General features: G+C 68.8%; 23 protein-coding genes. 10 read left to right on the plus strand and 13 right to left on the minus strand.

The genetic code is table 11. The features are described from left to right. The 4 genes from J0J10_RS23535 to J0J10_RS23550 form a co-directional block, all read right to left on the minus strand. Positions 1-1,506 (minus strand): DNA translocase FtsK (locus tag J0J10_RS23535; RefSeq protein WP_291649675.1); only part of this gene is annotated, 1,506 nt, incomplete at its 3' end. A gap of 210 nt (positions 1,507-1,716) precedes the next feature. Next, positions 1,717-3,060, minus strand: coding sequence for an ammonium transporter (locus J0J10_RS23540; RefSeq protein WP_452119669.1), 1,344 nt, complete (start codon positions 3,058-3,060; stop codon positions 1,717-1,719). A 29-nt stretch (positions 3,061-3,089) separates the two neighbouring features. Next, positions 3,090-3,428 carry a P-II family nitrogen regulator gene (locus tag J0J10_RS23545; RefSeq protein WP_291642581.1) on the minus strand — a complete coding sequence of 113 codons (339 nt, stop codon included), beginning with the start codon at positions 3,426-3,428 and terminating at the stop codon, positions 3,090-3,092. A gap of 302 nt (positions 3,429-3,730) precedes the next feature. After that, positions 3,731-4,597 (minus strand): acyl-CoA thioesterase, encoded by an 867-nt coding sequence (locus J0J10_RS23550; RefSeq protein ID WP_291649677.1) that lies wholly within the window; start codon positions 4,595-4,597, stop codon positions 3,731-3,733. A 144-nt stretch (positions 4,598-4,741) separates the two neighbouring features. On the opposite strand from J0J10_RS23550, the gene J0J10_RS23555 reads away from it, so the two are divergent. After that, entirely contained in the window at positions 4,742-5,995 is a 1,254-nt protein-coding gene (locus tag J0J10_RS23555; protein ID WP_291649679.1) for a ubiquinone biosynthesis hydroxylase, read from the plus strand. Positions 5,996-6,047: 52 nt separating this feature from the next. On the opposite strand, the gene J0J10_RS23560 is transcribed toward J0J10_RS23555, so the two are convergent. Together J0J10_RS23560 and J0J10_RS23565 are read right to left on the minus strand one after the other, a co-directional pair. Next, on the minus strand, positions 6,048-6,260 hold the full coding sequence (locus J0J10_RS23560; RefSeq protein WP_291649681.1) for a Trm112 family protein: 213 nt from the start codon (positions 6,258-6,260) through the stop codon (positions 6,048-6,050). 11 nt (positions 6,261-6,271) lie between these two features. Continuing rightward, positions 6,272-11,113 (minus strand): NAD-glutamate dehydrogenase, encoded by a 4,842-nt coding sequence (locus J0J10_RS23565; RefSeq protein ID WP_291649683.1) that lies wholly within the window; start codon positions 11,111-11,113, stop codon positions 6,272-6,274. Positions 11,114-11,267: 154 nt separating this feature from the next. Here J0J10_RS23565 and J0J10_RS23570 point away from each other — a divergent pair, with 154 nt between their 5' ends. Next, entirely contained in the window at positions 11,268-11,885 is a 618-nt protein-coding gene (locus tag J0J10_RS23570) for a peroxidase-related enzyme (RefSeq protein WP_291649685.1), read from the plus strand. Positions 11,886-12,227: 342 nt separating this feature from the next. Continuing rightward, complete coding sequence (locus J0J10_RS23575) at positions 12,228-12,596, plus strand: DUF2794 domain-containing protein (RefSeq protein WP_291649687.1); 369 nt, start codon at positions 12,228-12,230, stop codon at positions 12,594-12,596. Between the two features lie 299 nt (positions 12,597-12,895). On the opposite strand, the gene J0J10_RS23580 is transcribed toward J0J10_RS23575, so the two are convergent. The 3 genes from J0J10_RS23580 to J0J10_RS23590 form a co-directional block, all read right to left on the minus strand. Continuing rightward, a complete protein-coding gene (locus J0J10_RS23580) occupies positions 12,896-13,669 on the minus strand; it encodes a Bax inhibitor-1/YccA family protein (protein ID WP_291639020.1) in 774 nt (257 codons plus the stop codon). 220 nt (positions 13,670-13,889) lie between these two features. Then, a complete protein-coding gene (locus J0J10_RS23585) occupies positions 13,890-16,484 on the minus strand; it encodes an ABC transporter permease (RefSeq protein WP_291649689.1) in 2,595 nt (864 codons plus the stop codon). A 2-nt stretch (positions 16,485-16,486) separates the two neighbouring features. Then, positions 16,487-17,206 (minus strand): ABC transporter ATP-binding protein, encoded by a 720-nt coding sequence (locus tag J0J10_RS23590; RefSeq protein ID WP_291649690.1) that lies wholly within the window; start codon positions 17,204-17,206, stop codon positions 16,487-16,489. Positions 17,207-17,399: 193 nt separating this feature from the next. Here J0J10_RS23590 and J0J10_RS23595 point away from each other — a divergent pair, with 193 nt between their 5' ends. The 4 genes from J0J10_RS23595 to J0J10_RS23610 all read left to right on the plus strand — a co-directional run bounded on the left by J0J10_RS23595 (position 17,400) and on the right by J0J10_RS23610 (position 20,158). Next, on the plus strand, positions 17,400-17,993 hold the full coding sequence (locus tag J0J10_RS23595; protein ID WP_291639065.1) for an arylesterase: 594 nt from the start codon (positions 17,400-17,402) through the stop codon (positions 17,991-17,993). Between the two features lie 73 nt (positions 17,994-18,066). Continuing rightward, entirely contained in the window at positions 18,067-19,122 is a 1,056-nt protein-coding gene (locus J0J10_RS23600) for an aldo/keto reductase (protein ID WP_291649692.1), read from the plus strand. A gap of 153 nt (positions 19,123-19,275) precedes the next feature. Then, positions 19,276-19,854, plus strand: coding sequence for an RNA 2',3'-cyclic phosphodiesterase (gene thpR / locus J0J10_RS23605; protein WP_291639024.1), 579 nt, complete (start codon positions 19,276-19,278; stop codon positions 19,852-19,854). A 4-nt stretch (positions 19,855-19,858) separates the two neighbouring features. Further along, complete coding sequence (locus J0J10_RS23610; RefSeq protein WP_291639025.1) at positions 19,859-20,158, plus strand: 4a-hydroxytetrahydrobiopterin dehydratase; 300 nt, start codon at positions 19,859-19,861, stop codon at positions 20,156-20,158. A gap of 30 nt (positions 20,159-20,188) precedes the next feature. On the opposite strand, the gene J0J10_RS23615 is transcribed toward J0J10_RS23610, so the two are convergent. The 3 genes from J0J10_RS23615 to J0J10_RS23625 form a co-directional block, all read right to left on the minus strand. Beyond that, positions 20,189-21,316, minus strand: a complete 1,128-nt coding sequence (locus J0J10_RS23615) for a GNAT family N-acetyltransferase (protein ID WP_291649694.1) — start codon at positions 21,314-21,316, stop codon at positions 20,189-20,191. 63 nt (positions 21,317-21,379) lie between these two features. Further along, positions 21,380-22,033: a DUF6875 domain-containing protein gene (locus J0J10_RS23620; protein WP_291639027.1), complete on the minus strand. Its 654-nt coding sequence runs from the start codon at positions 22,031-22,033 to the stop codon at positions 21,380-21,382. A 90-nt stretch (positions 22,034-22,123) separates the two neighbouring features. Next, positions 22,124-22,804 carry an RluA family pseudouridine synthase gene (locus J0J10_RS23625; RefSeq protein ID WP_291649761.1) on the minus strand — a complete coding sequence of 227 codons (681 nt, stop codon included), beginning with the start codon at positions 22,802-22,804 and terminating at the stop codon, positions 22,124-22,126. Between the two features lie 164 nt (positions 22,805-22,968). Here J0J10_RS23625 and ftsY point away from each other — a divergent pair, with 164 nt between their 5' ends. Continuing rightward, positions 22,969-24,183 carry a signal recognition particle-docking protein FtsY gene (ftsY, locus tag J0J10_RS23630; RefSeq protein WP_291649696.1) on the plus strand — a complete coding sequence of 405 codons (1,215 nt, stop codon included), beginning with the start codon at positions 22,969-22,971 and terminating at the stop codon, positions 24,181-24,183. Continuing rightward, positions 24,180-24,812: a septation protein A gene (locus J0J10_RS23635; RefSeq protein ID WP_291639029.1), complete on the plus strand. Its 633-nt coding sequence runs from the start codon at positions 24,180-24,182 to the stop codon at positions 24,810-24,812. The genes ftsY and J0J10_RS23635 overlap by 4 nt, the downstream gene beginning before the upstream one ends. Positions 24,813-24,878: 66 nt before the next feature. On the opposite strand, the gene J0J10_RS23640 is transcribed toward J0J10_RS23635, so the two are convergent. Continuing rightward, positions 24,879-25,664 (minus strand): SDR family NAD(P)-dependent oxidoreductase, encoded by a 786-nt coding sequence (locus tag J0J10_RS23640; protein ID WP_291649698.1) that lies wholly within the window; start codon positions 25,662-25,664, stop codon positions 24,879-24,881. 171 nt (positions 25,665-25,835) lie between these two features. Here J0J10_RS23640 and J0J10_RS23645 point away from each other — a divergent pair, with 171 nt between their 5' ends. Further along, positions 25,836-26,216 (plus strand): YkvA family protein, encoded by a 381-nt coding sequence (locus J0J10_RS23645; RefSeq protein ID WP_291649700.1) that lies wholly within the window; start codon positions 25,836-25,838, stop codon positions 26,214-26,216. The last annotated feature ends 1 nt before the right edge of the window (position 26,217 follow it).

The following is a 26,217-nucleotide window of genomic DNA, read 5'->3' on the forward strand; positions in this document are numbered from 1 at the left end:
CAGATGCGGCATGCGGGCAAGGTCGGCGATCACCGGCTCGCCGCCGATGGTCTTGCCGAGGCAGAGCGCCAGCTTGTGCTTGGTCGCTTCGAAGTCCTGGCTCGCCAGCAATTCGCGCAGGAAGACGGTCTCGCGCTTGGTGTTGGGCAGTTCGATGCCGATCGCGTTCTTGCCCTGCACCACCGCGACGCGCGCCGAGATCGCGCTCATCGACCGTGCGATGTCGTCCGCCAGCGAAATCACCCGCGACGACTTCGTCCCCGGAGCAGGCTCAAGCTCGTAAAGCGTCACAACAGGGCCGGGGCGAACCTGCGAGATCTCGCCGCGGACGCCGAAATCCTCGAGCACGCCTTCGAGCAAGGTGGCGTTCTGCTCCAGCGCGTCGGTGGAGATGGCGTTGGCCGCGATTTTCTTCGGCTCGGCCAGATAGGTCAGCGGCGGCAGTTCGAAGCTGTCGCGGTCAAGCAGCGAGGGCTGGGCCTCGCGCGACAGGCGCTTGCCGGGCTTGGGCGCGGTGAGGGGCGGGGCGACGCGCGGCGCGTTGAGGTCGCGCAGATCCTGCGCCGCGCCATGGTCGTCATCCATGTCGGCGGCCGGGCCGGCGACACGCGAGCGGCCGGGGCCAGCAAAGGAATCACGTGCCGCCACCGGCGCAGCATAGGGGGCTGCGCCCTCGGCGAATTGCGGTTCGCGGCGCACGCGACCGGCAGGAGCCGGGGGCGGGGCGGCGGAGGACGGAGCGCTCGGCGTCGCCGAGGCGCGGGCGAGCGAGGGCGGTTGCGGCAGGCGGCGCAGGATCGCGCCGCGCAGCGCCATGGCGCCATGGGCGAGCCAGCCGACCAGGATGACGCCGAACCCGGGCTCGTCATCGCGGCGGTCGTCGGCATCGGACCAGGCGGCATCGTCTTCGGCATCGCTCTCGGGGTCTTCGTCGACGACGAAGCCGAAGCCGGCCGCGGCGGTGACGGCGAGAATGGCGATGCCGGCATAGACGAAGGCGACGAGCCCGCCGAGCGCCGTGCCGGAAATCCCGACGAGATTGCGGGTCCCGTGCAGCAGGGCATCGCCGATGACGCCGCCCATGCCGGTCGGCAGCGGCCAGCGCGGCGTCGCCGGCAGGGCGCTGGCGACCGCGGCGGTGGCGACGATGCCGGCGACCCAGAGGGCGAGCTTGAGGGCGCTGCGGTCGAAGAGATGGACGCGGATCAGGCGCAGGGACCAGAGCAGCGGCGGCAGCAGCATGGCGATGACGCCGAGCCCGATCAGCTGCATGGCGAGGTCGGCAACCATCGCGCCCGGCCGGCCGAGCAGGTTCTGGACCGCGCCGCGGGTGGCGTTGTTGAGGCTGGGATCGTCGACCGACCAGGTCGCCAGCGAGATCGCGACGGCGGCGGTCAGGGCGAGCAGCACGAGGCCGACGATCTCGGCCGCCCGGCGCGAGAGGAAGTCGCGTACGGGATCGGGCAAGCGGTCGATCAGCGAGGAGGAGCGTCGGATCGTGCGCATGCGGGCGGGCCGTGATTCCGGATGTCTGGAAAGGCGATGGCCGCCGGGGCCCGCCCTCGAAGCAGCAGGTTAGGAAGGCGAGGTTAAGACCCGCTTAACCTTGCGCGCCGGAACGGGGCGCAAGCTGCGCAGCCGGGGCCGAGGCCGGAAAAAAGCCCCGGCGGTGGCCCGCCGGGGCGATTGTTTCATGTGGAACGCCGGAGCGGCGGCTCACATGTTGTAGGCGCGCTCGCCATGCTCGGCGATGTCCAGGCCCTCGCGCTCCTGGTCGGAGGTGACGCGCAGGCCGATGACGGTGTCGACGATCTTGAACAGGACGAAGGAGCCGATGCCGCACCAGATGACGGCGACGAGGACGGCGACCGTCTGCTTCCAGACCTGCGCGCCCATCGCGTAGTCGGCGACGCCGACGCCGCCGAGAGCCGGCGAGACGAAGATGCCGGTGCCGATCGAGCCGATGATGCCCGCGACACCATGGATGCCGAAGACGTCGAGCGAGTCGTCATAGCCGAGCGCGTTCTTGATCGTGGTGCAGAAGAAGAAGCAGACCACGCCGCAGATCGCGCCGAGCACGATGGCGCCCATCGGGCCGACCAGGCCGGCGGCCGGGGTGACGGCGACGAGACCGGCGATGATGCCCGAGAGCATGCCGAGCAGCGAGGGCTTGCCCTTGATCAGCCACTCGATGAAGAGCCAGCCGAGCGCTGCGCCGGCGGTGGCGGTCAGGGTGTTGATCATCGCAAGGGCGGCGCCGGCGGTCGCCTCGAGGTTCGAGCCGGCGTTGAAGCCGAACCAGCCGACCCAGAGCAGCGAGGTGCCGATGAAGGTCATGGTCAGCGAGTGCGGCGACATCAGCTCCTTGCCGTAGCCGATGCGCTTGCCGAGGACGAGCGCGCCGACCAGCGCGGCGATGCCGGCATTGATGTGGACGACCGTGCCGCCGGCGAAGTCGAGCGCGCCGAGGGCGAACAGGTAGCCTTCGCTGAACCAGACCATGTGGGCCATGGGGAAGTAGACGAAGCCGCTCCAGAGCACGACGAAGAGCAGCAGCGCCGAGAACTTCATGCGCTCGACGAGGCCGCCGACGATCAGGGCGGGGGTGATGATGGCGAAGGTCATCTGGAAGCAGATGAAGACATATTCGGGGATGACCACGCCCTTGGTGAAGGTATCGGTGGTCGTCTCGGTGCTGACTCCGGCGAGGAAGGCCTTCGAGAAGCCGCCGATGAAGCTGGTCAAGGAGCCACCGCCGGTGAAGGCGAGGCTGTAGCCATAGACCACCCAGATGATGATCATGATCGCGGCGGTAGCGGTGATGTGGCTCATCACCGAAAGCATGTTCTTGCTGCGCGCGAGGCCGCCATAGAACAGGGCGAGGCCCGGCAGGGTCATCATCAGCACTAGCAGGGAGGATACCAGCATCCATGCGGTGTCGCCCTTGTTGGCGACCGCGGCGGCCGGTGCCGCGGCGGGTGTCTGCGCCAGCGCCGCGACGGTGCCGGCCGCGAGCGCCGTCCCGACCATCCCGGCCCGGGTGAGGGTCTTGAAATTCATCGTCAAACTCCTGGGCGAAAGGTCTGGGATCAAAGGGCGTCGCCGTCGGTCTCGCCGGTGCGGATGCGCACGGCCTTCTCGATCGACGAGACGAAGATCTTGCCGTCGCCGATCTGGCCGGTGCGGGCTGCGGCGGTGATCGCCTCGATCACCTGGGGGACGAGCTCGTCGGTGACAGCGACCTCGATCTTGATCTTGGGCAGGAAGCTCACGGCATATTCCGCACCGCGATAGATCTCGGTATGGCCCTTCTGGCGGCCATAGCCCTTCACCTCGGTCACGGTCAGGCCGTGCACGCCGATGGCGGTGAGCCCGTCGCGCACCTCCTCCAGCTTGAACGGCTTGATGACGGCCATCACGATCTTCATGGCTGGGTTACCCCCGGTTGCGCTGCCGGGAGCGAATATCCGGCGAGCTCGTTAGCGCCGCGCGGGGCGGAAGAGCTCCGCGCACGTCGCTTTTCGCCAATCAAGCCGCGTGCCAACTGCCGGCCTGCCCTGAAGAGAGGCAATGCCGCGGTTCCGCCATGATCCGCGGGGGCGGAACGGGTGGGTATGCCTACAAAAAGGGCATATGCGAGAAAACGAGGCGGGAGACAGCCGTGATGGCCGGGCTGGCGACTGGTCGCCGCCAATTCGCGCCGGGCAGGGAGCCTGCCACCAGCGAGGGTCTAGCCGCGATCCGGCCGGGGCCGGATCAGGCCTTCCTGGGCCACCGAGGCGACGAGCCGGCGCTGCCGATCGAAGATCAGCCCGCGCGAAAAGCCCCGCGCTCCGGAGGTCGAAGGACTGTCCTGCGCATAGAGCAGCCAGTCATCGGCGCGGAAGGGGCGATGGAACCAGAGCGCGTGGTCGAGACTGGCGCCCTGGATGCGGTTGTCGAAGACGCTGGTGCCGTGGGCGACCAGGCTGGAATCGAGCAGCATCAGATCGGAGGCATAGGCGAGCACGCTCTGATGAATCGCCGGCTCGTCCGGCAGCGGCTTCACCGCCCGGATCCAGACATTGAACCTCGGCTCGCGCTTGCCACCCTCGCCATAGCGATCGAACTCGACGGGACGAATCTCGATCGGCCGTTCGCGCTGATAATAGGCTCGCACGGCCGCGGGCATGTGCGGCAGGATGTCCCGCGCCATGCCATCCCGGTCCGGCAGGTCCTCCGGCATCTGAACGTCCGGCATCGGCATTTGGTGCTCGTAGCCTTCCTCCTCGACCTGGAAGGAGGCGGACATCGCGAAGATCGCCGCGCCGTTCTGCAAGGCGAGCACTCGCCTTGTGGTGAAGGAGCGGCCGTCGCGCAGGCGGTCGACCTCGTAGACGATCGGCGTCTCCGGATCGCCCGGCAGCAGGAAATAGGCGTGCAGCGAGTGCGGCTGACGGCCCTCGACGGTCTTGCAGGCGGCATAGAGCGCCTGGCCGATGACCTGGCCGCCGAAGACCCGCTGCCAGCCGACGCGCGGGCTGCGACCCTGGAACCGGTTGTTTCCGAGATCCTCGAGGTCGAGGATCGAGGTCAGGCTGTCGGGGACGCTGTTCATCGGCGGCGGTTCTTGATCGGGCTGGCTTGCTGGGACGAGGCTGAGGCTTGCGGCCCGGCCGGGCCGCGGGCAAGACACAAGCTGCATCAGCAACGAGCCGTCGGCCAGCGTCAAGCACCGCGGTTCCAGCAGGCGGAGAGCGGGATGGACCGGAACCCGGAAGGCGCAGGCTCGCGCATCGTGATCGCCGGCGGCGGCATCGCGGGGATGACGCTGGCGCTGGCGGTGAAGCAGGCGCTGGGCGAGGCGTTCGACGTCATGCTGGTCGACCCCGCCGTGGCGGCGAGGCCGCGCATCGACAACCGCGCCTATGCCGTCGCCGCCGCGGCGCGCAACATGCTCGACGCGCTCGGCGTCTGGAAGCAGGTCGAGAGCGCCGCTGCGGCGATGACGGAAATGCAGATCACCGACAGCCGCACGCCAGATGTCGTGCGGCCGGTTTTCCTGACCTTCGAGAGCGAGGCCGAGCCCGGCCAGCCCTTCGCCCATATGGTCGAGAACGGCGCGCTGGTCGTGGCGCTGCTGCAGGCGGCGAAGGCGGCCGGGGTCACGCTGCGCGCCGAAGGGGTGCGCTCGGGCGATTGCGGCGATGGCGGGCCGATGCAGGTCGTGCTCACCGGGGGCGAGACGGTGCAGGCCGCCCTCCTGGTCGCGGCCGATGGGGCGCGCTCGAAGCTGCGCGAAAAGGCGGGGATCGGCTGGGTCGGCTGGTCCTATGCCCAATCCGGCATCGTCGCGACGATCGGCCATGAGCGGCCGCATGGCGGGCTCGCGGTCGAGCATTTCCTGCCGTCCGGTCCCTTCGCCATGCTGCCCTTGCCGGATGGCGGCCGGCTCGGTCACCGTTCCTCGATCGTCTGGACGGAGCGCAGCGAGAATGTCGAGGCGCTGCTCTCGCTCGACGAGGCCGATCTGCTCGCCGAGATCGAGCGGCGCTTCGGCCTGCAGCTCGGCGAGATCGCGCTGGAGAGCCGGGTCAGCGCGCATCCTTTGTCCTTCGGCATGGCGCGCCGCTTCGTCGGCGAACGGCTGGCGCTGCTCGGCGACGCCGCCCATGTCATCCACCCGATCGCCGGGCAGGGGCTCAATCTCGGCCTCAAGGATGTCGCCGCCCTGGCCGAGACGATCGTCGACGCGGCCCGGCTCGGGCTCGATCCCGGCGCCGAGGACGTACTCGAGGCCTATGAGAAGGCGAGGCGCTTCGACACGGTGGCGATGGGCGTCGTCACCGACGGGCTGAACCGGCTGTTCTCGAACGATTCGACGCCGCTGCGCCTGGTGCGCGATCTCGGTCTCGGTGTGGTCGAGCGCCTGCCCGGGCTGAAGCGGATGTTCATCCGCGAGGCGGCGGGGCTCTCCGCCGAGGCGCCGCGCCTGCTGCGCGGCGAGATGCTGTGATCGCCTGAAACCCTTCTCCCCCGAGGGGAGAAGGAAAGCCGCACTACCGGCCCTACCCTTCGAGCTGGCGCGCCTCTTCCGGCAGCATGATCGGGATGCCGTTGCGGATCGGATAGGCGAGCTTCGCGGCGCGGCTGATCAGCTCCTGTCGGGCCGCATCGTATTCGAGCGTCGTCTTGCTGACCGGGCAGACCAGGATCTCCAGCAGCTTGGGGTCGATGCGGGGCGCCGTCGCGGCGACCCCTGACTTGTTTTGGGTGCTCATCAGGATCTCCATCAGGCCGGCCGGCGCGGCAGATCGGCCAGCATGCCGGCGGCTACCATCAGCTTTGGCAAAGACAGGCCCGACATGGCAATGGCCGAAACGGTGGCGCGGGTGCGCTCGGCCTCGGTGCCGCGCAGTTCGAGCCAGGCCTGAAGCGCGTCCGCCCCGCTGGCGCTGGCGGCGATCTCCTGGGTCAGCCCGGCATGAGCATCGGCCAGAGTCTCGACGGCGCGCTGGCGGGCCATGCGCTCGTAATCATCGGTGGCGGGTACGCTCGCGGCCGCTGTCGCGAGGCTCGACAGGCCGAAGACCGAATCGGCTGCGAAATGAATCCGCGCGACCTCGGTGACGTCGCCGCCGCTGCGGCTGGCGATGTCGACGATGTCGGTCGCCTGGGCGAGCCAGGGCAGGCTGGCGACGCTGGCGGCGAGCGCCTCGGGCACCTGCTCGGCGACCAGGGCCGCGATCGCGGCGTTGCGGGCCTGTGCCGCCGCTTCCGGCAGCAGGCTCGGCAGGGCGGAGCCGAGCGCCGCGACGCCTTTCGCGTAATGCGCGACGATCTGCTCGATGGCGCCCGGCCTGGCGACGCCGCGGCGCAGGAACCAGCGCATGCGGTCGACGACCAGGTCCTGGGTCGCTGCATAGAGGCCGAGCTGGGTCTTGCCGGGGATTTTCGCATCAAGGGCGTCGATACCGGCATTGAGGCCCATTACGTCGAAGGCGTCGCGGGCGATGGCGTAGGCCGCCGCGATCTCCGGCGCTTCGGCACGAGTCTGGTCGGCCAGCATGCTGACGATGGCCGGACCGCCGCGGTTGACGATGGCGTTGGCGAGCTGGGTCGCGACGATCTCGCGGCGCAGCTTGTGGTTGGCGATTTCGGTCCCGTAATGATCGCGCAGCGGCTGCGGGAAGTAGCGGACGAGTTCGCCGGCGAGATAGGGATCGTCCGGCACCGGCGATTCGAGCAGGTCGTCGTGCAGGGCGAGCTTGGCATAGGCGAGCAGCACGGCGAGCTCGGGCCGTGTCAGGCCCTCGCCGCGCTTCTCTCGCTCGATCAGGACGGCGTCCGGCGGCAGGTTCTCGACATTGCGGTCGAGCCGGCCCTCGCGCTCGAGCTGCACCATCAGCCGGCGCAGATGTGGCGTCGCGCCGATGCCCTGGATCTGCGTCAGCGACAGTGCCAGCGACTGCAGATAGTTGTTGCGCAGGACGAGCAGGCCGACCTCGTCGGTCATCTCGGCGAGGAGCTTGTTGCGCTCCGCGTCGGAGAGGCGGCCGCCCGCCACCGCGCCGGCGAGCGCGATCTTGATGTTGACCTCGAGGTCGGAGGTGTTCACCCCGGCGGAATTGTCGATCGCATCGGTATTCAGGCGCACGCCCTGGCGCGCCGCCTCGATGCGGCCGCGCTGGGTCATGCCGAGATTGGCGCCCTCGCCGATCACCCTGGCGCGGACTTCGGCGCCGGCGATGCGGATCGCGTCATTGGCGCGGTCGCCGACCTGGGCGTCGCTTTCCTCGCCGGCACGGACATAGGTGCCGATGCCGCCGAACCAGAGCAGGTCGACCGGCGCCTTCAGGATCGCCGTCATCAGCTCGGCCGGGGTCGCCTGCGCCTTCTCGAAGCCGAGCACGGCGCGGATTTCGGGCGAGAGCGCGATGCTCTTGGCCTGGCGCGAGAATACGCCGCCGCCCTTGGAGATCAGGGTCTTGTCATAGTCCTGCCAGGAGGAACGCGGCAGGGCGAACAGCCGCCGGCGCTCGGTCAGGCTGGTGGTGGGGTCCGGATCGGGATCGAGGAAGATGTCGCGATGGTCGAAGGCGGCGACGAGCCTGGTCGCCGGCGAGAGCATCATGCCGTTGCCGAAGACGTCGCCCGACATGTCGCCGACGCCGGCCACCGTGAACGAAGTCGTCTGGATGTCGATGTCGATCTCGCGGAAATGGCGCTTCACCGCCTCCCAGGCGCCGCGCGCCGTGATGCCCATGCCCTTGTGGTCGTAGCCCTGCGAGCCGCCCGAGGCGAAGGCATCGCCGAGCCAGTGATGCTTCTCGGCCGAAAGCGCGTTGGCGGTGTCGGAGAAGGTCGCGGTGCCCTTGTCGGCGGCGACGACGAGATAGGGATCGTCGCCATCATGCCGGACGGTGTCGGCCGGCGGCACCACGGTCTCGCCGTCGAGATTATCGGTGAGCTCGAGCAGGGTGCGCACGAAGATCCGGTAGCTCTCGGTGCCCTCGGCCAGCCAGGCCTGGCGGTCGGAGGCCGGCGGCAGCAGCTTCGGCACGAAGCCACCCTTGGCTCCGACCGGCACGATGACGGCATTCTTGACCTGCTGCGCCTTGACCAGGCCGAGCACTTCGGTGCGGAAATCCTGCGGCCGGTCCGACCAGCGCAGGCCGCCGCGGGCGACCTTGCCGAAGCGCATATGCACGCCCTCGACGCGCGGCGAGTAGACGAAGATCTCGTAGAGCGGGCGCGGCAGCGGCATGCCGTCGACCTCAGCCGAGGCGAATTTGAACGAGATCGTTCCGCGCGGATGGCCGTCGGCGCCGATCTGAAAGAAGTTGGTGCGCAGGATCGCGTCGATCAGGTTGACGAGGCGGCGCAGGATCCGGTCCTCGTCGAGGCTGGTGACCTCGGAGAGGGCCGCCTCGATACGCTCGCGCTCTTCGGCCATGCCGCTCTGACGGGCCGCTTCGCCGAGCCGTGGGTCGAACTTGGCGGCGAAGAGCTTGACCAGCATCGCGGCGATGCCGGGATGGCGGGCGAGCGCGTCGGCGATGTAGTCCTGCGCGTAGGGCGCGCCGACCTGGCGCAGATAGCGCCCGAGCGCGCGCAGCAGCGCCGCCTCACGCCAGGCGAGGCCGGCGGTGAGCACGAGCTGGTCGAAGCGGTCGGATTCGCTGAAGCCGCGGAACTGGGCCATCAGCGCCGCCTCGATCGTCGGATCGAGACGCTCGATGTCGATGGCGCTGCCATCGGCGCGCTCCAGCGTCATGTCGTGCAACCAGACGCGGGCCTCGGCGCCGTTCTCGCCGGCCTGCGGCTTGATGTTGAAGGTGCGCTCGTTGACGACGCGGAAGCCCATATTCTCGAGCATCGGCACGCGCTCGGAGAGGGTGATCGCGGCGTCGCGGGAGAAGATCTTGAGATTGGCGCGGGTCGCGCCGTCGCCCTCGCGGCGGTAGAGATTGACCGCCCGCGGCCGCGCGGCCGAGAGCTTCTGCAGCATGTCGATGTCGATCAGCGCATCGGTGGGTTCGTAGCGCTCGCGATAGGCGGCGCCGAAGGCCTCGGCATAACGCTCGACCAGAGCGCGGGCCTTAGGGCCGGCCTTCCGGGCGTCGAGCGCGTCGCGCAGCCCGTCGGCCCAGGTGCGCACGATCGCGCTGATCCCGGCCTCGAGCGTGGCGCGGTCGATCTTCGGGGTTTTGCCCTCGTCGCGGCCGATGATGTAGTGGGTGCGGGCGAGCGGGCCCTCCGGATAGGCCGGATAGGCGGCCGAGATGCGGCCCTGATAGATCCGGGCGAGGAACTCGCCGACACGGCGGCGCACCGTGGTGTCGTAGCGGTCCTTCGGAATGAAGACGAGCACCGAGACGAAGCGGTCGAATTCGTCGGCGCGGGCGAGCGCACGGATACGCGGCCGCTCGGTCAGCTGCATGATGTCGAGGGCGAAGCGCTCCAGCGTCTCGACGTCGATCTGGAAGAGCTCGTCGCGCGGAAAGGCGTCGAGAACATTGTAGAGCGCGCGGCCGGAATAGCTCGACGGGTCGAAACCGGTGCTCTTGAGCACGCGCGCGACCTTGAGACGCAGATAGGGAATGGTCCGGGCGCTGCCGGTATAGGCGTTGGAGGTGAGCAGCCCGACGATCCGCAATTCGCCGTCGAGACGGCCATCGGCCGTGAAGAGCTTTACCCCGACATAATCGAGATGGACGCGGCGATGGACGCGGCTCTTGACGTTGGCCTTGGTGATGATCAGCGCCTGCGGCTTGGACAGGAAGGCGCGGATCTCCGGCGTCATCACCACGAGCTCGCGGTTCTTGCGCAGCACCCGGACATCGGGATCGCGCAGGATGCCGAGGCCTGAGGAATCGATCGGGTCGGCGGCGGTGTCGCCGCCGGCGAAGCGGTAGGCGCGCACGCCAAGCAGGGTGAAGTTGTCGCTGGCGATCCATTCGAGGAAGTTCAGCGCCTCGGCGACCTCATCCTCCGGCAAGGGCGGCGGGTTGGCGCGGTAGGACTGGATCACCTCGGTGATCCGGCCGCGCATCGCAGCCCAGTCATCGACGGCGAGGCCGACATCGACATAGACGCGGGCGAGCCCGACGCTGAGCCTCTCGCGGGCTTCCGGGCTGTCGATCCGGTCGAGATGCAAATGGATCAGGCTTTCGCGGCGCGTGCCTTCCTGGGTGCGCGCCACCGCTTCGCCGGCGAGCGACTGGAAGCTGCCATCGGCCGAGCGCGCGACGGCGAGGATCGGATGGGCGACGAGGCGCGGCTCGTAGCCCTGCTCGGCGAGCTCGGCCAGGGTCGAATCGAGCAGGAACGGTTTGTTGTCGTTGACGACCTCCAGGATCGTGATCTGGCGCTCGCGCCCGGCCTCGTCGACGGTTTCGTCACGGAAACGCAGATTCGGCTCGCCGGGGCTGCGCCGGCCGTTCAGATGGGCGTAGGCGGCTTCGGCGGCGCGGGCGAGCAGCGCAGGCGAAAGGGCGGTGAGATCCTCGGCCACGGTGCGGCCGTAGAGCAGCTTGGGAAATTCCGGCGGCATCGCCGAGCCGAGCTCGCGGGCAGCGGCCTCGATTGCGCTGACGGCCGCAGCCGTGGCATTCGCTTCGCGCTTGGCCATAATCGCCTTCCCCCTGCTATTTTGCCGCAGCGATGACATAGCTGACCTGCCGCTGCAACTTTCGTCGCATGGCAGCAGCCAGATTGCACCAATGTGGCGCAGGAGCGGCAAATCGTGCCTGATCCGCGCGGAAATCAGCGCAAGGAGTGCAGAGATGACGAAGAAGCATGACAAGCGGATGGTGGGCGAGGTTCCGGCGAAGCAGGATGCGCCGCCCGCCGTGATGGCGCTGGCACTGCCACAGGCCGAGCTGTCGCAGGAGATGCAGGCCTTTCTCGCCAAATGCGAGGAGAAGCTCGGCTACGTCCCGAACGTGCTGCTCGCCTACGCCCATGACGACGCCAAGCTCGCGGCCTTCGCGACGCTCTACAACGATCTGATGCTGGCGCCGTCCGGCCTGTCGAAGCTGGAGCGGGAGATGATCGCGGTCGCCGTTTCGAGCGTGAATCGCTGCTATTACTGCCTGACGGCCCATGGTGCGGCCGTGCGCCAGCTTTCGGGCGATCCGGTGCTGGGCGAGATGCTGGTGATGAACTATCGCGCCGCCGCGCTCTCGCCGCGCCATCGCGCCATGCTGGATTTCGCCGAGAAGCTGACCGAAGTCCCGCATCTGGTCGAGGAGGAGGACCGGCAGTCGCTGCGGGATGCTGGCTTTACCGAGCGCGACATCTGGGACATCGGCGCCGTCGCTGCCTTCTTCAACATGTCGAATCGGATGGCCTCGGCCGTCGATATGCGCCCCAATGCCGAGTATCACGGGTCGGTGCGGTAGCAGGGCGGTCTCTCGCGGCGCAGGCAGACAAGAAAAACGGCCGGCGTGACCGCCAGCCGTGAGTTGGCCTCGACTCGTTGGCCCAGCCTGCCGCAGCGCCGGAGGGGCTGGGGGGCTGACGTGTCCGGTACCGCACAGGCCGGGCCGCCGAGGCAACGAGGAGAGTTGAGACGGGCAACAGGGCAGCCGCTTGGCGCAAGCGCGGCAAAATCATGGCGGTGGCGATGAAGATGATCACGGTCCCGAGCGAGCGTGCGATCGCGCTTGTCAGAGCCTGAAGGGCGGGCCATCATCGCCACAGATCGAAGTCGATGGTTCTGCCATCGTCAGGCAGGAGTCGCGATGAGCGAGAGCGAAACTCCGCCAGCGCAGCGAGCGGGCGCGGTGGTCGCCTTCCCAGGGCCGGCCGCCCCGCCCTCCGTCACCTTCGACCGGCGCGAGCTCAACGAGCTGCTCAGTCTCTACGGCCGCATGGTCGCGGCCGGGGAATGGCGCGACTACGCCATCGATTTCCTGCGCGACAAGGCCCAGTTCTCGGTGTTCCGGCGTTCGAGCGAGGTGCCGCTCTACCGCATCGTCAAGGATCCCTCGCTGGCGCGGCGCCAGGGCGCCTATTCCGTGGTCAGCGCGACGGGGCTGATCCTGAAGCGCGGCGCCGAACTCGGCCGCGTGCTGCGGGTGCTCGACAAGCGCCTGAGCGTGGTGAGCTGACCGGCTGTTCCAGCGGCTCTTCTGCATCAACATCCGGAGGGCGGCCGGGCTCCTGGCCGATCCCCGCGGCTATGGCTAGGCGCCGCGCGTCCGTTCGGACGCGGTTGCCGTGATCTATCTTTTTGTTATCGCATCGGAATTTTCCGAAAAGTGGATTCCACTTTTCGGTCCGATGCTCTAGGCGCCGCGGATGACGAGAGCGGCGAGAAACATGGCGTCACCAGTGGTGCGCGTACCGGCAAAAGAAAAGCCCCGGCCTTGCAGCCGGGGCTCGATATCCGCGCCTGGGCGCTTGATGCTTACTCGCGGTTGCCGAGCAGCGAGAGCAGCATCTGGAACATGTTGATGAAGTTCAGGTAGAGCGACAGAGCGCCGTTCACCGAGAGCTTCGCAGCCGATTCCGAGTCCAGGTTCGAGTAGAGATACATCTCCTTCAGGCGCTGGGTATCCCAGGCGGTCAGGCCGGCGAAGACCAGCACGCCGATCACCGAGATGCCGAAGGACAGGGCGCTCGAGGCCAGGAACAGGTTCACGACCGAGGCGATCACCAGGCCGATCAGGCCCATGATCAGGAAGGAGCCCATGCCCGACAGCGACTTCTGCGTCGTGTAGCCGAACAGGCTGAGGCCGGCGAAGGCCGCCGCGGTGATGAAGAACACCTTGGCGATCGATTCACCGGTGAAGACCACGAAGATCGACGACATCGACACGCCCATCACCGCCGCGAAGGCGAAGAACATGGCGCGCGCGGTCGAGGAGCTCATGCTCTCGGCCTTGAACGAGAAGAACAGGATGAAGGCCAGAGGGGCCAGCATCACGACCCATTTCAGCGGGCTGAGATAGAGCGCCTGGCCGAGCGGCGTCAGCGCCGCGACCTTGCCCGTCGGCGTATAGCCGGCGATGGCGAGCATCGAGATGCCGATCGCGAACAGGCCGGTGATGGCCAGGCCGATCGTCATGTTGTTGTAGACGCCGAGCATGAACGAGCGCAGGCCCTGATCCATCTCGACGGCGCTGGTCTGCTGTGCGCGGCCCGCACCCCAGACCGGAGCATTGCGGTCGAAGTTGCTCATGCAGAAAGTTCCCCTGAAACCGTTGGCAAAGGCGGACATCGCCCTTGCGAAGGCCCACCATCGTCCACCTTCGTGGCGACAGTGCGGAATATGAGGGGGAATGCGCCGCCTTACAAGGGGCGGCCATGGTTAATCGGGCCGGCGCGATAGAACTGCGCCGGCGTTTCGATGCAACATTACCCTTTGTTCATGTTTACGACGCGCCGCGGACGTAACGAACTCATAAATTGCGTAGATGAGAAGCGGGCGCTTTCGAAAGTATCTGCAACGTCCCGATCAATCCGAACATGACGGTGACGGCGACCGCGGCAGTCGCAGCAAGAACAGCGCCGGTCGGGTCTGGAACAAACTCGATCTTCATCACTTGCGTGACGACCCCCCAGCCGGCCGCCGCGCCGGCGACGAGCCCGAAAAGGGCGGAAACGACGCCGATCCCTGCGTATTCGAGGGCGTACGACGAAAGTATGAAGCGGCGGGTGGCGCCCAATGTCTTCAGGATCATTGCGTCGTAGAGCCGCGCCCGCTGCCCGGCCGCCAGCGCCCCGGCCAGAACCAGCAGGCTCGCCACGATGGCGAGGCTGGAGGCACCGCGAATCGCGTTGGCGAGCTGGGCGACGATGACGTTTACCGCTTCCAGCGCGTCCTTGACCCGCACCGCCGTCACCGCGGGGAAGGCGATGGCGAGCTGGCGCATCAGCGCGGCGTCGCCGGACGGCGAAGCTGCGTCGGTCACGGTGACGGTGGCGAGGTTGGTGTGCGGGGCACCGGCGAAGGTGTTGGGCGAGAACACCATGACGAAATTGATGCCGAGCGAGCGCCACTCGATGTTCCGGAAATTGCTGACCCGCGCCGTGATGTTGCGGCCGAGCACATTGACGGTGAGGCTGTCGCCGAGCTTGAGGCCGAGACCCTCGATGGCGCGGGCGTCGAAGGAGACCAGCGGCTCACCCTTGTAGTCGGCCGGCCACCATTCGCCGGAGGCGAGGCGCGAGCCTTCCGGCATGGTCGCCGCATAGGTGATGCCGCGATCGCCCTCCAGTACCCAGGCCATCTGCTCGCTCGCCTTGACCTGCTCGGCCGGCACGCCGTTCAGGCTGGTGATGCGGCCGCGCATCATCGGCACGCGCTCGACCGCGGCGCCGGGGCGCTGCTTGGCGAGGAATTCGTCGAAGGCACCGGCCTGGGCGTTGGGGATGTCGAGGAAGAAGAAGCTCGGCGCCGTCTTCGGCAGCGACTGGGTGAGCTGGCGCGACAGGCTGACATCGATAAAGGCGAGCGCCGAGAGCAGGGCGACGCCGAGGCCGAGCGAGAGCACCAGCGAGGGCGTCAGCGCGCCCGGCCGGTAGATGTTGGCGAGCGCCATGCGCAAAGACGGGCGGCGCGGCCGCGGCGTGCGCCGTGCCAGCGCCATCAGCCCCCAGGCGATCAGACGCAGCAGCAGGAAGACCGCGCCGGCGACGCCGATATAGATCAGGGCGATGCGCCGCTCATAGGCGAAGGCGAGCGCGACGCCGACAAGGCCGGCGAGCGCGGCGCCGAAGATGGCGAGGTAGATCCAGCGCGGGCGGCGCCGGTCGGGCTCGATCTGGTCGCGGAACAGCGCCGAGACCGGGACGTCATGGGCGCGGCCGAGCGGGATGATGGCGAAGACGAGCGCGGTCAGGAGCCCGTAGAGCGCGGCGATGGCGAGCTCGCCCGGCGCAAGCGTCGCCTCGAAGGGCAGCGGCAGGCTGTCGGCGAGCGCATAGGCCAGGGCGAAGGGCGCGGCGGCGCCGAGCGCGAGGCCGATGGCGATGCCGAAGGCGGCGACCAGCATGACCTCGGCGAGATGGATGGTGACGACCCGGCCGCCGGTGGCGCCGAGCGCCTTCAGCGTGGCGAAGTCGAGCTTCTTGGCCTCGACGAAGCGGCGCACCGCATTGGCGACGCCGACGCCGCCGACGAGCAGGGCGGTCAGGCCGACCAGCGTCAGGAACTGGGTGAAGCGCTCGATATTGCGCTGGAAGTTCGGGGCGGCGTTGGAGCGCGAGCGGATCTCCCAGCCGGCCTGGGGCTGCTCGCGGGCAGCGTCGGCCAGCAGCCGGTCGAGAGCGGCATCGGAGGAGGCGTTCTCGGGGAGCGTCACCCGGGCGGTCCAGCGCACCAGGCTGCCGGGCTGCAGCAGGCCGGAGGCGCGCAAGGCGTCCTGCGAGAGCAAAAGGCGCGGGCCAAAGCCGACGCCGGCGGCGATCTTGTCAGGCTCAGAGACCAGGCTGGCGCGCAACTGCACGCGGGCCGAGCCGATCTGGACGATGTCGCCGGGCTTGAGGTCGAGTCGGCCGAAGAGGACGGGATCGGCGATGCCGCCGAAGACGCCGTCGCGGGCCGCGAGCAATTCCGTGGCCGAGCCGGCCGGGTCGCTGCGCAACTCGCCGATGGTCGGATAGCTGCCGTCGACCGCCTTGATCTCGACCAGAGCCGCGCCCTTCTCGCCGGCATTGGCCATGCCGCGCAGGGTTGCGATGGTCGAGACCGTGCCATGGCGTTCGAGGAAGGCACGCTCCTCCGGTGTCGGCTCGCGGTGAATCAGGCTGAAGGCGGCGTCGCCGCCGAGGATCCGCCGCCCCTCGCGGCCGAGCCCCTCGCTGAGGCCGCGCGAGGCCGAAGAGACGGCGGCGATCGCCATGACGCCGAGCGCGAGGCAGGCGATGAAGACGCCGAAGCCGCGCAGGCCGCCGCGCAGATCGCGCCAGGCGAGGCGCAAAGCGAGCTTCAGTCCGGTGCCACGCGGCGCCGGGACGGGGTCGGTTGCGGCCGGCTTGACGGGAGCATGCATGGTCAAGCCACCGGTGCGGTCTGCGGGGCCTCGGCCGGGGTCTCGATCCGGCCGGCGCGCAGCCTGACGGTGCAGTCGCAGGCGGCGGCGAGCGAAAGGTCGTGGGTGACGAGCACCAATGTGCCGCCGCGCTCGCGCCGCAGCCCGAAGATCAGATCGACGATCGAGCGGCCGGTCGCCTCGTCGAGATTGCCGGTCGGCTCGTCGGCGACGAGGATCGCCGGATCGGTCGCGACGGCGCGGGCGATGGCGACGCGCTGCTGCTCGCCGCCCGAGAGCTGGGCCGGGTAATGGTCCATGCGGTCGCCGAGGCCGACATTGCGCAGCTCGGCGGCGGCGCGCTCGAAGGCGTCGGCCGCACCGGCGAGTTCCAGCGGGAGGGCGACGTTCTCGCGCGCCGTCATCGTCGGCACCAGATGGAAGGACTGGAAGACGATGCCGATGCGGCGCCCGCGGAAAATGGCGAGTTCATCCTCGCCGAGCGCGCCGAGATCCTGGCCGGCCACCTTGACGAGGCCGGAATCGGGCCGTTCCAGCCCGGCCATGGTCATCAGAAGGGTCGACTTGCCGGAGCCGGACGGGCCGGTGAGGCCGGTGGCCTGACCCTGGGCGATGGCCAGCGAGACGCCCTTCAGGATATGGACGCGGGCGGCGCCTCGCCCCAGACTGAGTTCGACGTCGCGCAATTCGATCGCCGAGGGGCCCTGCTCGCTCACCGCCATGTTTCCGCTCTCATCCCGTCCGATGCCGCTCCCACGCGCCGCTTCCGGAGCCGAAGGAGAAAGACCCGCCATGACCGCTGCCTGCAAGGCCGGCGCCGCCAACCGATATGGGCGCTCCGGCGCCCGAATCCAGCCATTGCGCGGATTTTGGGCCGCGACCCTGCTGATTGCCTTCGTTTTGGGTTTCCATGCCATGACCACGCCGCTCCAGGCCCAGACGCCGCCGCTCAAGCTCGTCGCGCTCGGCGACAGCCTGACCGCCGGCTACAATCTGCCCGGCAGCGCCGCCTTCCCGGCCGTGCTGGAGAAGCTGCTGCGCGAGAAGGGAATTCCCGCCGAGATCGCCAATGCCGGCGTCTCCGGCGACACCTCGCAGGGCGGGCTCGAGCGGCTCGACTGGTCGGTGCCGGACGGGACGGACGGGGTCATCCTCGAACTCGGCGCCAATGACGCCTTGCGCGGGATCGATCCCGGGCTGACCGAGAAGGCGCTTGACGCGATCGTGACCAGGCTCAAGGCGCGCGGCATCCCGGTGCTGCTCGCCGGCATGTATGCACCGCGCAATCTCGGCGCCGATTATGCGGCGCGCTTCGACGGCCTCTATCCCCGCCTCGCCGAAAAGCATGGGCTCATCCTCTATCCGTTCTTCCTGGACGGCATCGCCGGTGACCGGGTATTGAACCAGCCCGATCTGCTGCATCCGACGGCGGAAGGGGTGCGCGTCATCGCGACGCGCATCCTGCCGACGGTGGAGCGCTTTCTCGCCACCCTGCGCCCGCGCTCCTGAGCGCTGGCCTTTCCCACTTCCTTTCAATCTGTCCGCGGCGCGCCCGGTGCGCCCGCCTCCGGAGCCTTGCGTCATGGAATACCGTCAACTCGGCCGCACCGATCTCGAGGTCTCGGCGATCTGCCTGGGCACCATGACCTGGGGCCAGCAGAACACCGAGGCCGAAGGCCATGAGCAGATGGATTATGCGCTCGACCAGGGCGTGAACTTCTTCGACACGGCCGAACTCTACTCGATTCCGCCGAAGCCGGAGACGCAAGGCTCGACCGAGCGGATCATCGGCAACTGGTTCAAGGCGCGCGGCAACCGCGACAAGGTGATCCTCGCTTCCAAGGTGATCGGCCGCTCGGCCAATGACTGGTTCCGCGACGACAAGGGGCCGACCCGGGTCGACCGCCGGCAGATCGGGGAAGCCGTCGACAAGAGCCTGAAGCGGCTGCAGACCGACTATATCGACCTCTACCAGATCCATTTCCCCGATCGGCCGATGGCCTGGGGTTCGAACCCGACCCGCTTCGGCAAGGCCGCCTTCGAGCCGGCGGCGGACGAGACGCCGATCGCCGAGCAGCTCGACGCCTTCGCCGATCTCGTCAAGGCCGGGAAGATCCGCCATATCGGCCTCTCCAATGAGAGCGGCTGGGGCACGATGCGCTTCCTCGCCGAGGCGCAGACGGGCGGGCGCCCGCGGGTGCAGTCGATCCAGAACGCCTACAATCTCCTGAACCGCACCTTCGAGACGGCGCTGGCCGAGATCGCGCTGCGCGAGCAGGTCGGCCTGCTCGCCTATTCGCCGCTGGCACAGGGCTATCTCACCGGGAAATACCTCGACGGCGCCCGCCCTGCCGGGGCGCGCACCACCCTGTTCGCCCGCGGCCAGCGCTATGAGACTGCCGGCGCCGAGGAGGCGATCCGGGCCTATGTCGGTCTGGCGCGCGAAGCCGGGCTCGATCCGGCGCAGATGGCGCTCGCCTTCGTCACCTCGCGCTGCTTCGTCACTTCGAACATCATCGGCGCGACCAGCATGGCGCAGCTGAAGATCGCGATCGGCTCGGCCGCTGTGACGATTCCGGCTGAGCTCGAAGCCAAGATCGACGCGATCCACCAGCGCTTCGGCAATCCCTGCCCGTAAGGGCGTCAAAGCCCATCGTCATCCCGGCCGGCCGGGATGGCGATGTCGTGAGGGAGGGCAAGAGGGGCCTGTTCGGAGCCGGCTTGCCGTGTGGGGCTGGCAATGCGAGGCTTCGTCTCGCCAGAGTCACAAACGCTTGGCACTGATAGAGCTATGCCGCGGCTGTTCACTGCCCTGGAGATTCCCGCCGAGGTCGCCTCGGCCCTGACGCTGCATCGCGGTGGGCTGATCGGTGCGCGCTGGATCGAGCCAGCCGATTACCACATCACCCTGCGCTTCCTCGGCGATATCGACCGGCGCATGGCCCATGACGTCGACAGCTTCCTGCACGATGTCCGGGCGCCGCCGCTGACGATCACGCTCGACCAGCTCGGCAGCTTCGGCGGCGACCGGCCGCGGGCCGTGTTCGCGCGGGTCCAGCCGACACCGCAGCTCAGCGAGCTCCAGGCCGATATCGAGCGACTCATGCGCCGTCTCGGGCTGCCGGCCGAAGGCCGCAAGTTCATGCCGCATGTCACTTTGGCACGCCTGCGCGACGCCTCGCCGCTCGAGGTGGCGCATTATCTCGCGACCCATCCGATCGTACGGCCGATCAGCTTCACGGCGCGTCGCGTCGCGCTGTTCTCCTCGCGCGAATCGATCGGCGGCGGTCCCTATGTGCTGGAGGCGGCCTATCCGCTCGGCCCGGCCTATCCGAACCGGCCGAGCCGCATGGCTTCCGAGCGGAGATGAGAGGATGAACGATCGGCCCAAGCGCCTCAGCCCCGAGGCGAGGCAGGAAGCGCTGGCGGTCCTGGCCGGCTGGAAACTGGTCGAAGGCCGCGAGGCGATCACCAGGCGTTTCGTCTTCCGCGACTTCAGCGAGGCCTTCGGCTGGATGAGCCGGGTGGCGCTGCTGGCCGAGAAGATGGACCACCATCCGGAATGGTCGAATGTCTACAAGAGCGTCGAGGTGACGCTGGCCACCCACGACGCGGGCGGGCTGACCGAGCTCGACATCAGGATGGCGCGCGCCATGGATGCGATGGCGAGCTGAGGCCGCCGCGGCCTGATCGTGGCCGGCTGGTCAACCGGATCGCCGGGTGACTTTGAGCCAGCGGCGGACCCAGGCTGCAGGCAGGCGCTTCGCCATGGTCTTCAGGGTCGGGCGCAAGCGCGGCAGCGCCAAGGCACAGACGAGGTGGCCGCGCCGGCTCAGCGGCATGGCGAGATCGTAGACCGCGACCGAGCCGTCGGCGTGCTCGAGCTTATAGGGATCGGCCGGTGCGAGCAGGTCGAAGACGGCGCTGCCGCGCGCCCTGGCTTCGGCGAAGGCGCGATGGATCAGAATCCGGCCGATGCCCTCGCGCTCGAAATCGGGGTCGCTGGCGATGACATGGCCGAAGCTGCGGCCAAGGCAGTCGAACGAGATGTCGATGCCGATCGGCCGGCCGGCACAGGTGACGAGCGACAGGCGCAGGCCGACCTCGTCGGCCGCGTCGCCGGCGAGTGCGGCGAAGAGCTTCTGGAAGCGGGGATCGGCGATCGTCGGCGCGAGGATGCCGTGCCGGGCGAGGGCGCGGCGCTTCATCGTCACGGCTGTCGCTGCAAGTTCGCGCGCCTCGGCGCCCGGCGTCAGCGCGCCGAAGCCGAGCTCGCCGCGCTCGGCCAGGCGACGCAGGCGGCGGCGATAGTTCGAGCGCTCGCGGGCCGGATAGGCCAGGCTCGGGCCTTCAACCGAAACACGACGCTCCAGCTCGGCAAAGGGGGCGTCCTGCCGCTGCACCAGCAGCGCCGCCTCCGGGCGGGAAAGGGCCGCGTCGGCGCGCAGCTGGCGGATCTCGAAGAGATCGGCACCGAGCTGGTCGAGTGCCTTCCAGCCTGCATCGAGCCAGGCCTGCCGGTGCGGGCCGGGCTCGACCAGGACGTCGCCGAACTGGGCGACCGGTGCCCCCATGAACTGCAGGATGTCGAGGCCGAGGCTGCGCCGGCGCAGCAATGGCCAGAGCATCACAAGCCTGCCGGAGCTGCGTCCGCCGAGGATGCAGATGCGGCTCCCTGCATCAAGGTAATGGTCGCACCAGTGCCGCAGGAAGGCATGGCGCAGGAAGAGCTGTTGCGGCATGCCGGCGCGGGCGAAGAGGCCGTCCCATTCCGGCTTCAGCGCCTCGAAGGCGGCACGGTCGGTCACGAGGTCGAGCGCGAGCGGCGCCATCGCGGCGTCGTCGCTGGGAGGCCGGCTTCCCGCCTCCGCCATCGCAGCCCGCGCGGGCATGGCTCAGGCCTGGCCGCGCAGATGCTGGATCAGGCGCCTGGCTCCGGTCAGTCTGAAATGGGCGAGATAGGGCAGCAGCAGCAGCGGGTGGCGCACCGCGAAGGGCGCGTCGTGCTCGACGAGATGGCGGATGGCGAGCACCGGCAAGGGCGAGCGCAGGGGCCTGAAATCGGGGTTCCACAGGCCGGGCGCATCGGATTCCGCATGCATCAGGCCGATCATCCTGCGGCGGCTGAGCGAATGGAACTTGTTCCGCTTCTGCACCCGCTGGAGCATGGCGAGGCCGGCCGCGCCGCCGCAGCGCGGAAAGCCGATGATGATCGTCCGGAAATGCTCCATGCCGGGCTTGCAGGAGATCGCGTCGAGCGCGGCGAAGCTGCCGCGGACCAGGGTGAAGGCGCGCTCCTCCTCCTCCGGTCCGGCCTCGCAGATCGCGAGCCGCGCCGTGTCGATGCGGGCCGCCTGGCGGGTGAAGGGGCAGACCGCGCCGGTGCGGCCGAGCTGCGGATGCTCGCGCATCAGATAGCTCTCGACCCAGTCGGCGAGCGTCGCCAGCGCGGCATTGGCTTCCGGCCGGGCCGTGATCTCGGCGCGTGCCTGCGCGAAGCTCAGAAGCGCGCTGCGCGTCTCGGCCGTCCTCGCCACCTGCTCCAGCATGATTCCGCGCTCCGCGCCTTCTGCAACCAGCGATAGCAGGCGCGGCTTAGGGAATGGTTGACCGAACCATCGGGCAAGGCCGGTTCGCCGTTAGGGTTTAGGAAAGGTTTCGCCCGGTGCCCAGCCGCAGGCGGAGAGCGCGGCATGCAGATGCGGCGGCGGCGGCGCCTCGACCTGGATCGGAGCGCGCTTCGGATAAAGCGGCAAGGTCAGGTCGTGGGCATGCAGATGCAGGCCGGGGCCGCCGCTGCGCGGTGCGGTGCCGTAGATCTCGTCGCCGCGGATCGGCCAGCCGCTGGCGGCGCAATGCACCCGCAGCTGGTGGGTACGGCCGGTCAGCGGCTCCAGCGCCAGCCAGGCGAGCGGCGCCCCGTCGAGCCGGCCACGGCCGAGCACGCGATAGCGCGTCTGCGAGGGCAGGCCGGCCGAGTCGGGCTTCATCCACCAGCCGCGATCTGGCGAGAGCTTTGCCAGGGGAAGGTCGATCAAGCCTTCTTCCTCGGTCGGCTCGCCTTCGACCACGGCCCAATAGGTCTTGCCGATGCGGCCATCGCGGAACATCTGGTTGAGCTGCGCCATGGCGCGCGGATGGCGGCCGAGGACGAGGCAGCCGGAGGTGTCCTTGTCGAGCCGGTGCGCGGCTTCCGGGCGACGCGGCAGGCCGAAGCGCAGCGCGTCGAGATGGTCGGTCAGCACCGGGATGACACGGCCCTTCGCCTGCGGGCCGCGATGCACCGGCAGACCGGCCGGCTTGTCGATGACGAGCATCATCGCGTCGCGGTAGAGCAGGGGAACGGGCGGTTCGGAGGGCTGCTCCCCTGGCGCGGCTTCTGGCGAAAAGACTGGTCGGTCCGGCTGGCTCATGGCATTGCGCTAACGAAGGCCGCAGGGCCATGCAACCGGAAGTGTCGCCGCATGTGGCGTCAGGACGAGCGATGAGCGAGACCGAACCGAAAAAGCGCGGCTTCTTCTCGAAGCTGTTCGGGCTGGACGAGAAGCAAAGGCCGCAGGAGCCGGCTGCCCCGGTGGTCGAGACCGCGCCGGTCCCGGAGCCGGTCGTCGAACCCGTGGCGGAGCCGGAACCGGAACGCCCGGTCGATGTCGTTCCGGAGCTTCCAGCCGAGCCGGAGCCCCAGCCCGAAGCCGAGGTGCTGCTCGCCCCGGAGGTGCTTTTCGGCGAGGAGGCGCCGCTGCCGATCGTCGCAGCCGAGCCGGTGCAGCCGAAGCGGAGCTGGTGGCGGCGGCTGGCCGATGGCCTGTCGCGGACCTCCTCGGCGCTGACCACCGGCATCGCCGACCTCTTCACCAAGCGCAAGCTCGACGCCGCGACGCTCGAGGACCTCGAAGACATCCTGATCCAGGCCGATCTCGGCCTCGCCACCGCCGCGCGTGTCGCCAAGGCGGTCGGCGAGGGGCGCTATGACAAGCAGATCGAGCCGGACGAGGTGAAGGCGATCCTGGCGCGCGAGGTCGAGGCCATCTTGACCCCTGTCGCCAGGCCGCTGGTGATCGACGCCACGAAAAAGCCGTTCGTGATCCTGATGGTCGGGGTCAACGGCTCGGGCAAGACGACGACGATCGGCAAGCTCGCGGCAAAATTCCGGGCCGAGGGCAAGTCGGTGATGCTGGCGGCGGGCGACACCTTCCGAGCAGCCGCGATCGAGCAGCTCAAGGTCTGGGGTGCCCGGACGGGAACCGAGGTGGTCGCCGGCAATCAGGGCGCCGATGCCGCCGGGCTCGCCTTCGAGGCGCTGCAGAAGGCGAAAGCTGCGGGAACCGACGTGCTCTTGATCGACACCGCCGGCCGGCTGCAGAACAAGACCGGGCTGATGGCCGAGCTCGCCAAGGTGGTGCGGGTGATCCAGAAGCTCGATGCGCAGGCGCCGCATGCGGCGCTGCTCGTGCTCGACGCCACGGTCGGCCAGAACGCGGTCAGCCAGGTCGAGGCCTTCCGCGAGACGGCCGGGGTCACCGGGCTGGTGATGACCAAGCTCGACGGCACGGCGCGCGGCGGCATCCTGGTCGCCCTGGCGGCGCAGTTCGGGCTGCCCGTGCATTTCATCGGGGTCGGCGAGAGCGTCGACGATCTGGAGCCGTTCCAGGCGCGCGATTTCGCGCGGGCCGTGGCGGGATTGGGAGAACTGGCATGAGCGAAACGGCGGCGAGCGCGACGGAGGCGGGCAAGGCGAAGCCGATCAACCCGCTGCTCAAGCTGGCGCTCGAATTCGGCCCGCTCGCCGTGTTCTTCTTCGCCAATTCCTATGGCGACCGGCTGTTCGGGATCGAGTCGGACCGGCGCATCTTCGTCGCCACCGGCATCTTCATCGCCGCCTCGCTCCTGGCGCTGGCGCTGTCGAAGATCCTGATGAACCATCTGCCGCGCATGGCGATCGTCAATGCGGTGGTGGTCACGGTCTTCGGCGGCCTGACCATCGCGCTCGACGATGCCTTCTTCATCAAGGTCAAGCCGACGATCGTGAACACGCTGTTCGGCTGCGTGCTGCTCGGCGGGCTCTGGTTCGGCCGCTCGCTGCTGGCGCTGGTGCTTGACAGCGTGCTGCAGCTCGACGATGCCGGCTGGCGCAAGCTGACGCTGCGCTGGGGCCTGTTCTTCTTCGTGCTGGCGGCGCTGAACGAACTGGTCTGGCGGACCCAGAGCCAGGATTTCTGGGTCGCCTTCAAGGTCTGGGGCGTGATGCCGCTGACCATGATCTTCGCCCTGGCGCAGACGCCGCTGATCCTGAAGCACGAGATCAAGCGCGAGGGTGCGGCGGAGTAAAGCTTCTGCACAGTCATTCCGGGGCCTCGCAAAGCGAGGAGCCCGGAATGACAAGCGGGGAGCGGCCTACTTCGGCGCGAGGCGGATCGCGCCGTCGAGGCGGATCGCGGTGCCGTTCAGCATGTCGTTCTCGACGATGCTCTTGACCAGCGCAGCATATTCGGCCGGCCGGCCGAGGCGCGAGGGATGCGGAACCGAGACGGCGAGCGAGGCGCGGGCATCGTCGGGCAGGCCGGCGAACATCGGCGTCTCGAACAGGCCGGGCATGATCGTGACGATGCGGATGCCGACCCCGGCGAGGTCGCGGGCGACCGGCAGGGTCAGGCCGACGACGCCGGCCTTCGAGGCGGCATAGGCGGCCTGGCCGATCTGGCCGTCCTCGGCGGCGACCGAGGCGGTGCAGACGAAAACGCCGCGGCCGCCATCCGGGGTGACCGGTTCGAGCGCCGCCAGCGCCACCGCCGATTTGGCGATCAGGCGGAAGGTGCCGGTCAGATTGATCGCGACCGCCTTCTCGAACGTGGCGAGGTCATGGGCGATCAATTCGCCGGTGTCGCGCTTCTTCGAGACGACGCGACGGCCGGGGGCGATGCCGGCGCAGTTGACGACGATGCGGGCGACGCCATGGGCGGCGCGGGATTTTTGCAAGGCGGCGTCGACGGACGCCTCGTCGGTGACGTCGCAGGCGACGAACAGCCCGCCGATCTCCTTGGCGATCGCTTCGCCGCGCTCGGCATTGAGATCGAACAGCGCGACCTTGACGCCATGGCTGGCGAGCATGCGCGCCGTGCCTTCGCCGAGACCGGAGGCGCCGCCGGTGACGATGGCGGCAAGGGACGAATCGAGCTGCATGGCGCGTTCCTCAAGCTTTTGACATTGCTGCAAGGGGTTTAGAGGCGCGATGCTCCGGCTCCAAGAGGGTTCGACGTGCGATTCTGAGTCGATCCCTTGTGCAGCCCTTCATGCGGGGCCACATTTTCGCGTCGACGGCGGGCTAGTGTTGGCGCGCCAAGGGAGAGAGGAATGAGCGACAGCTTCAGCTTCAGCCAGCGCTTCACCGCCGAGGAGATGGCGGCGATCCGCCGGAGCCTGCGCGACGAGGAACGCTTCGGCTCGGAGCTCATGGCTCTGCTCCGGCGCGTGGCCAAGCGCATCCCCTTCGCCGAGGACGGGCTCGCCGCCTGGTTCTGCGCCCGCGATCCGGCAACGCCGCGGCGCGTGCGCTACACGCTGCTCGGCGCGCTCGGCTATTTCGTGCTGCCGGTCGACGCGCTGCCCGACATCATGCCCTTCCTCGGCTTCACCGACGATGCGGCCGTGCTGGCGGCGGCGATCGCGGCCGTGGCGGGCTCGATCACCGTCGAGCACCGCGCCAGGGCGAAGAAGGTCCTCGCCGAGCTCTGAC

The sequence above is a fragment of the Allobosea sp. genome, assembly GCF_017308075.1.
Lineage (GTDB): Bacteria > Pseudomonadota > Alphaproteobacteria > Rhizobiales > Beijerinckiaceae > Allobosea.